Below are 6,432 nucleotides of genomic sequence, written 5' to 3' on the forward strand. Positions count from 1 at the left end.
TCCCCGGAACGCTCTCGCCTTGAACGTGGGGCCATCGGAGGGAAGGTCAGCCGCGAATTCATGCTTTGAGACCAAAGGGGTTGGTGCTGGACTAGCAGTGCGTCAGTCTTCCGCTGCTGGTGTCGCCCACCACCGGCGCTATGCGGCGCGACGACCTCTGCACTATCTTGATCAGGCGTTTGTCAATAGGATGAAATGCGATCGTCTTCACAAAAGGCAGCACAGCAAGTGGTCGAGAAAACGATTCGAGAACTGATTGAGAGAGAGCTGCAAAAGCCCACGCCTGACTGGACCTTCATCGAGACCGCGAGCCGAGGCCAAGTTGACAGCGATCCAAATACTGTCCGCTTCACCGTCGACGCCGGACATATCCAGCGCCTCGGCGCCGAACTGGTGGGCAAGCAGGACACCGCGCTGTCCGAGCTGATCAAGAACGCCTTCGATGCCGACGCAACATCAGTGACGCTGACGTTCAGCAATCAGGATCAGCCCGGCGGTTCGCTGACCATTACGGATGACGGTTCAGGCATGGACGACGAAGTCATCCGCTCCAGCTGGATGCGGATTTCGACTCCGGCCAAGATCGACCAACCATTATCGCCGCTCTATCGACGCGTTCGCGCCGGCCGCAAGGGAATCGGCCGCTTCTCAGTCCAGCGCCTGGGAAGGCGGCTGCGCCTGGAGACCAGGCCACGAGGATTAGACTTCGGGTTTCACGTCTACTTTAACTGGGACGAAGAGTTTCGCCCTGGCCGGGACTTGCACGATGTGTTCAGCCGTATCGAGCGCTTTGAGAAGGAAGCTGACGATACCGGCACAGTCCTCCAGATCGACGATCTCAGGGACGCTTGGTCTGAGGGCGCGATCGCACGCGTTTGGCGTTCGGTTATGCTCCTGCAACCGCCGTTCCCGATCTCGGCCAAGAATGCGAAAATGTCAGGTGGCGCGCAGGATCCAGGTTTCGCTGTCGTAATTAACGGTTCATCCCGAGACGACAAAAAGAGCGAATTCTCGATTGAGAAATCATTTCTTTCGCAAGCGATAGCAACGATCACCGCGTCGATTGATGCAGATGGCAACGCTACGGTCAGGGTCCAATCCTCCAAACTTAATGTCGACGACCGCCAGGCCTTTACGGAACGCTATCTGTCGACCGGCCCGATCGAGCTTTCCGCACATTATTTCATATACGAGACAGATACGCTGTCCGGAATGGCGCAACACGCAGCCGCAGCGATGGGGCGGACATTTGGTGGACTGAGAGTCTATCGCAACGGCTTTCGGGTCTTGCCTTATGGGCAAGCGTCGGATGACTGGCTTCGGCTTGACATCGACGTCTCGCGCCGTGCGCTCCTCGTTCCAGGCAACAACCGAAACTTTTTTGGTCATGTTGAGCTCAGCAGCGACCACAACCCACTGTTTGAGGAAACTAGCAGCCGCGAAGGCCTCCTCGAGAACGAGGCCTTTGATCAGCTTTGTCATTTCGTCCGCAATGCAGTCGAATGGGCTGCGAAGCGGGTCGCTGCTGTACGCAAGCGCAAACAGAACGCGGGCCAGAAGGATTTCGTGGCGCAGCCCCGCAAGCCGTCGGAGTTCCTGAAGGATCTGATGGACGATCTTAGCACCGCTCCGCAGGGCAGCGGGGGTAGCGGGGGTCGCGTGCCAGAGGCCCTCGCAGTAGCTGCGGCGGTCGCCTCAGAATATGAGGAAGAGGTTGAGAAAGCGCGCGCGGCCGCCTTGGAATATGAGGAGATGCTGCGACTGCTAGCTTCCTTAGGCCTTTCAATCAGTGTCTTCGGGCATGAGGTGAAAGGCGCGAAGGACTCCTTGTCTGCCCGCTTGGCGCTCCTGCACGACGCCATTGCCGATGTTCCCGAAGACGGCATTCGAGGGCGGTTGGAGCGCCAGCATGGACAACTTCAGGCGGTTTCGGATCGTCTGTTTGACATCGGTGGCTATATCGCAGGCTTGATGTCGAGCACAGAGAGCCGAGAATTGCGGTCCTTGTCCGTCATTGGATCGCTACGCCGGTTCTGCCAACAATTTTCGGACTACATGCGCAAGCAGGGGGTGACCTTCGAGATCGATGTCCAGCCGCAAACCCTCCGAACTACCCTAATGCATTCAAGCGAGCTGGATTCGGTTCTGCTCAACTTCCTAACAAACTCCATCAAATCCATGCGGCAGGCGAAGGTTCCGGATAGGCGTGTGCGCATGGACGCACGCGCGGACGGCCGTCACCTAGTTATCGGTTTCGAGGACAATGGCCTGGGGATCGACAAAGGCTCCTGGTCACGGGTCTTCGATGCCTTCTACACGACCACCATGGCAGCCGATGACGACGGGATCGCGGGACCCGGCACCGGTCTGGGCCTGAAGATAGTGGCGGACATCGCTGCGAGTTACGGGGGAACGACCGCGGTCGCCGATCCCTCACCAGGTTATACATGTCGGCTTGAATTTCGAATTCTGGCGGAGAGTGCGTCGTGATGACTTATCGTGGCGTCTTCGTGGACGATCAGGACGATGTCTTCGCCGAACAGCTGTCGACGCCGGGACGGCTCGACATCGAATTCCAGGAAATCCAGGAGCTTACAGAACTGGCGCGCGCGATTGGTGAAAAGACGCCGATGCTAGTGGCATTGGATTACAGGCTAGACGAGGTCCCCACGGGCTTGGCGCCGAACCAGACGTTCAAGGGCAGCGCTTTGGCTCAACATTTGCGCGACGTATCGATAGAAAAGCCAGAAAGTGATTTCGCCATTATCCTGGTGTCGGCCGAGGCTAAGATCCGCACCTTATATCGACCGGACCAAACGGCTCATGACCTGTTCGACCGGGTTTATGTGAAGGAGGAGATTAATTCCCGTCGCGCGGCTGTCCGCGCCGAGTTGCTGAGCCTCTGCATGGCCTATGACCATCTGCGCGGCCAAAACGGTCGATACGATCTCGCTGAGCTCATGAACGCAGACGACGATGATCGTCCTGCGATCGACATCCAGGCACTGACCCTACGCCTGACAGAAGCCAAAGCACCTCACTTGGCGGCGAAGCTTCTTCTCTCCCAAGTGATAGATCGGCCGGGTCCTTTGATCGATTTAGCCGAGGTCTGCGCCCACTTTGGGGTCGATCAAGGGAGTGGACCCGAAGTAGCCGAGCTTCTGAAGGCAACGAAAGCCGAGTACGGCGGCTTGTTTTCCGACGCTTGGCCTAGATGGTGGACCCACCGCGTCGAGGCCTTTGCGCAGAATATCTTCGGAACACGAGCAACGGGGTTGCCGGCCTCGAAAAGGGCCGAGCTGCTTCGGGAGCGGTTCGGAGGTAACTTCGAGCCGGCGGTTTCGCCCTGGACCAAGTCTGCCGACGAACTGGTCGCCCTGGCATGCGCGTCCTGTCGGCGCGGAACGGAGATGAAGCATTCTGTGGCGGCCTTCGAGGCCTATCTTCCCCGCTTCGCCAAGCGCCGCCGCATCTGCTGGGATTGCGTGCAAACTGACCAGTACCAGAACAGGACGCCGGCGCTCGTGGTCGACGAAACTGACACAAGTCTTGCCGTGGAAGTGAGGACGAAGCTCCGCCCCGGCGAGGCCGCCGGGAAGGCCGAATGACGATCTCAGCGGCAGTGGCCGGCGATGCTCTGACCGTAGTTGCCACCAAGCTTCTGGAGAACAACATCCTTGAGCCCGAGGGATTCGCCGTCCTTCTGCGCGTATCGAGCGAGCTTAAGCGCGCCAAGGGCGCGGTCTCCTGGGTCACGGAAGTCGATCGCGGCCAGCCGGTCCGCTTCGTCAAACATCGCGATCGCAGTGGCATCACGATTACGCCGACCATCGTCGCCAAGCGTATTCGGGTCGATCAAGCGGAAGGGACAACCCCGCCCTTTACATCTCTCGATCTCGCTCTCGAGATCGATGACGACCAGGGCAATCCGGTCTCCAGGTGGCACCTTGATGTCGCCAACGCCCGAAACGGCGGCGTACAATCAGGCCCGCTGGTCCACCTTCAATATGGCGGTCATCATCATGACGCCGGCCATCTGGATCACCCACTTAAGACGCCGCGCTGGTGTCACCCGCCAATGGAGTTGGCCCTCCTCAGCGAGGTCGTCGCCGCGAACTTCTTCGAGAGCCAGTGGATTGAGATGCGCGACGATCCCGGCTGGTGTGGGGCGATCACCGTGTTCCAAAAGCTGTGCTATCATCATTACGCCGAACGGCTTATTCAGTCTCTCTCGAAGAGTGCGACGACGACCCTCAACACGATGTGGGGGAACACTTGGCGAGATGCTTAGACTACTCTCTCGCCAGCCGGGGCCAAGGCCTCCGTCTCAGACGGATGTCGATCAGCATTTTTGACAGCACGACGTTGACGCTCTCATCAAGCGCCGCAGCCTTCATGATCAGTGCGTCAGCCGCAGCGGTCGCCGCGTCCCGATCCCCATTTCTCAGCAGTCTGTTCACGCGCTCGAAGGCACGATTAATCGTCGGCGCGGCAATTCCGGCCGGCATAAGGATGCGGATGCGCTCCGCCTCCCGCGGCTCATGCTTCAAAACGCCGGAGCCATAGCGACGCCCCACCATCTCGGCCGAAACCTGGGCGAAAGTTGTCAGCAGGGACAAGGCGATCAGCTTTCGCTTTGGCTGCGAGGCCTTGTCACGAAAATAGACACGATGAATCGTGTTTGTATTGGTCATCCCATCCGGATTAAGCACCAGCCGAGGCCCATGGTGGTGCATGACCGGGAAAAACGCGTCCGGCACCTTTCCGTCATTCGGCTGCCACCAGATCCTACGTTTGCTGAAGGTGCTGGTGGCCATCCGCCGGATGTCGCCGAACGTTTCGTGATACGCCATTAACGCTGCCGAGCGTTCGCCCGAGGGGCGCCCAACGAGGTAGGTTCGCCCCCCTTCGCCTGAAACGCGATCGTGATCCAAGAGAGTGTAGGATAGCCCCTGAGCGGAGATGAATTTGGCCAGGATCGGTGTGCAGTCAGAATCCGACAGCCCGGCCCTTTCCAGCCCGTCCCGGCTGAGGATGAAAAACTTGTTGTCGCCGGTGACTAGTCCGATCTGCACTGAGGCAATAGTACCGAAGGCGATACAATCAGAGCGGTTGTCGAGAGCCTCCAACACAGTCCTCTCGTTCGCCGTGAGACTGAGTGACGCTGGTCGCGCCTCGGTCTGGCCGGCGGCCCAGCTTCCCATGTCCCAGTTTGAGATTAGCCGCACGAGGTCTGGCAGAGTGGAGGCCTCTGCCAACTGTATCGGCGACGGCGCACGTGCCGCGAGATAACCATCAGCCAACAGGATAACAGTCTCCTCGTCCGTCCCGGCGTCGAGGAAAATCCGCTCTCGCAGGACGATGGCGGCGGTGCGCCCGAAGGACGCGGACAGGTAGTCGCGGATCGGCCTGGCATAGTCGGCCTGCAAAAACGCCCCGGGCAGGACCCAGGCCATTCGCCCACCGGGTTCGAGAAAGGACACGGCGTGAGCAATGAAATAGGCCCACAGGCTCGCTCGGCCTCCAACGCCATCGATGCGCCATTTCCGCCTTGAAAGATCGGTTCTTTGCTTTGTTTCCAGTGCTTGGTAAGGAATATAGGGTGGGTTGGCGACAATCCCCGAGAAGGCCTTTGGCCACGACCCGCCAGGCTCGATGGCAAGGAAGTCGGACTGAACGAAGCGCATCAAGTCGACAGGCGCCCCGAGGGTGTTCGCGAGATATTCGAAGGCGACCGGATCGATATCGCAGCCGAAGATCTGCGGTCTCGGATCGGCGCGTCCCAGGGCAAAAAGACGATTTCGCGCCGCCTGGAGGAAGCCGCAGCCTCCAAAACTCGGCTCAAGGATCGTGTCCGACGGTGAGCGGATGACCCAGTCGGCGAGAATTTGACTTAGGCGTTCGGGCGTATAGAACGCGCCCAGCTTGCGGCGGTCTTCAAGAAGACGATCATTCTTGATGGCGGAAGCGACGCTCAAACCGAAGTCCTCAGAGTGTTACCGCGACCGGTGGATTGCTCGCCCCGGAGCCGGGAATCGTCCCCTGGAAAATCTAGCGTAACTCCGCACTTCGTAGGAATTTTTATGCTTGTGCCGACAGCCAGGGCCATATCCTTGGATTGCGCGTGCTTGGGCAGTGCTCCAGCAGTCCCTACTCCGTTGGTGGGCTGATAGAGTGGGTCAAGACAGACTGCAAGTGGACCCGGCATCCCCTTAGTTTGCCTGCCTTTCGACCGGCGCCCGAACTCGGTGAATTGCGGCTTCGGCGCAGAACCGGCGAGCGCGCCGACTGCGTCGAAATAGCTAGCCTTGTTCTGGTCCAACCACCCCACTGCGAACGGCTGCATCAGCCGCGAAAGCATCATCCCCCCGGGGTGCCGACCGTCCAAGATTTGTTCGACAATAGTCGGCGCCAAGAGGGTCAGGCGCAGCA

The 6,432-nt window shown here is 59.4% G+C and carries 4 protein-coding genes; 3 read left to right on the forward strand and 1 reads right to left on the reverse strand.

Translation table 11 applies throughout. From position 1 onward, the window contains the following. The first annotated feature begins 228 nt into the window (after positions 1-228). From JTN19_RS13200 to JTN19_RS13210, 3 genes are read left to right on the forward strand one after another with little or no spacing between them, the layout of a single operon-like run. Positions 229-2,490, forward strand: a complete 2,262-nt coding sequence (locus JTN19_RS13200) for an ATP-binding protein (RefSeq protein ID WP_206933544.1) — start codon at positions 229-231, stop codon at positions 2,488-2,490. 20 nt (positions 2,491-2,510) lie between these two features. Further along, the gene (locus tag JTN19_RS13205) at positions 2,511-3,608 is read left to right on the forward strand and encodes a hypothetical protein (RefSeq protein WP_206933551.1); all 1,098 of its coding nucleotides are present in this window, start codon (positions 2,511-2,513) and stop codon (positions 3,606-3,608) included. After that, complete coding sequence (locus JTN19_RS13210) at positions 3,605-4,291, forward strand: hypothetical protein (protein WP_206933553.1); 687 nt, start codon at positions 3,605-3,607, stop codon at positions 4,289-4,291. Before JTN19_RS13205 ends, JTN19_RS13210 begins: the two co-directional genes overlap by 4 nt. A 1-nt stretch (position 4,292) precedes the next feature. Here the strand turns inward: JTN19_RS13210 and JTN19_RS13215 are convergent, their stop codons facing one another. Beyond that, positions 4,293-5,978: an HsdM family class I SAM-dependent methyltransferase gene (locus tag JTN19_RS13215; RefSeq protein WP_206933564.1), complete on the reverse strand. Its 1,686-nt coding sequence runs from the start codon at positions 5,976-5,978 to the stop codon at positions 4,293-4,295. Positions 5,979-6,432 lie beyond the last annotated feature (454 nt).

Source organism: Roseococcus thiosulfatophilus, from assembly GCF_017311575.1.
GTDB lineage: Bacteria > Pseudomonadota > Alphaproteobacteria > Acetobacterales > Acetobacteraceae > Roseococcus > Roseococcus thiosulfatophilus.

Coding starts and splice junctions, on each gene's coding strand:
- JTN19_RS13210 (WP_206933553.1), top strand. CDS start 3,605: ATGACGATCTCAGCGGCAGTGGCCGGCGATGCTCTGACCGTAGTTGCC.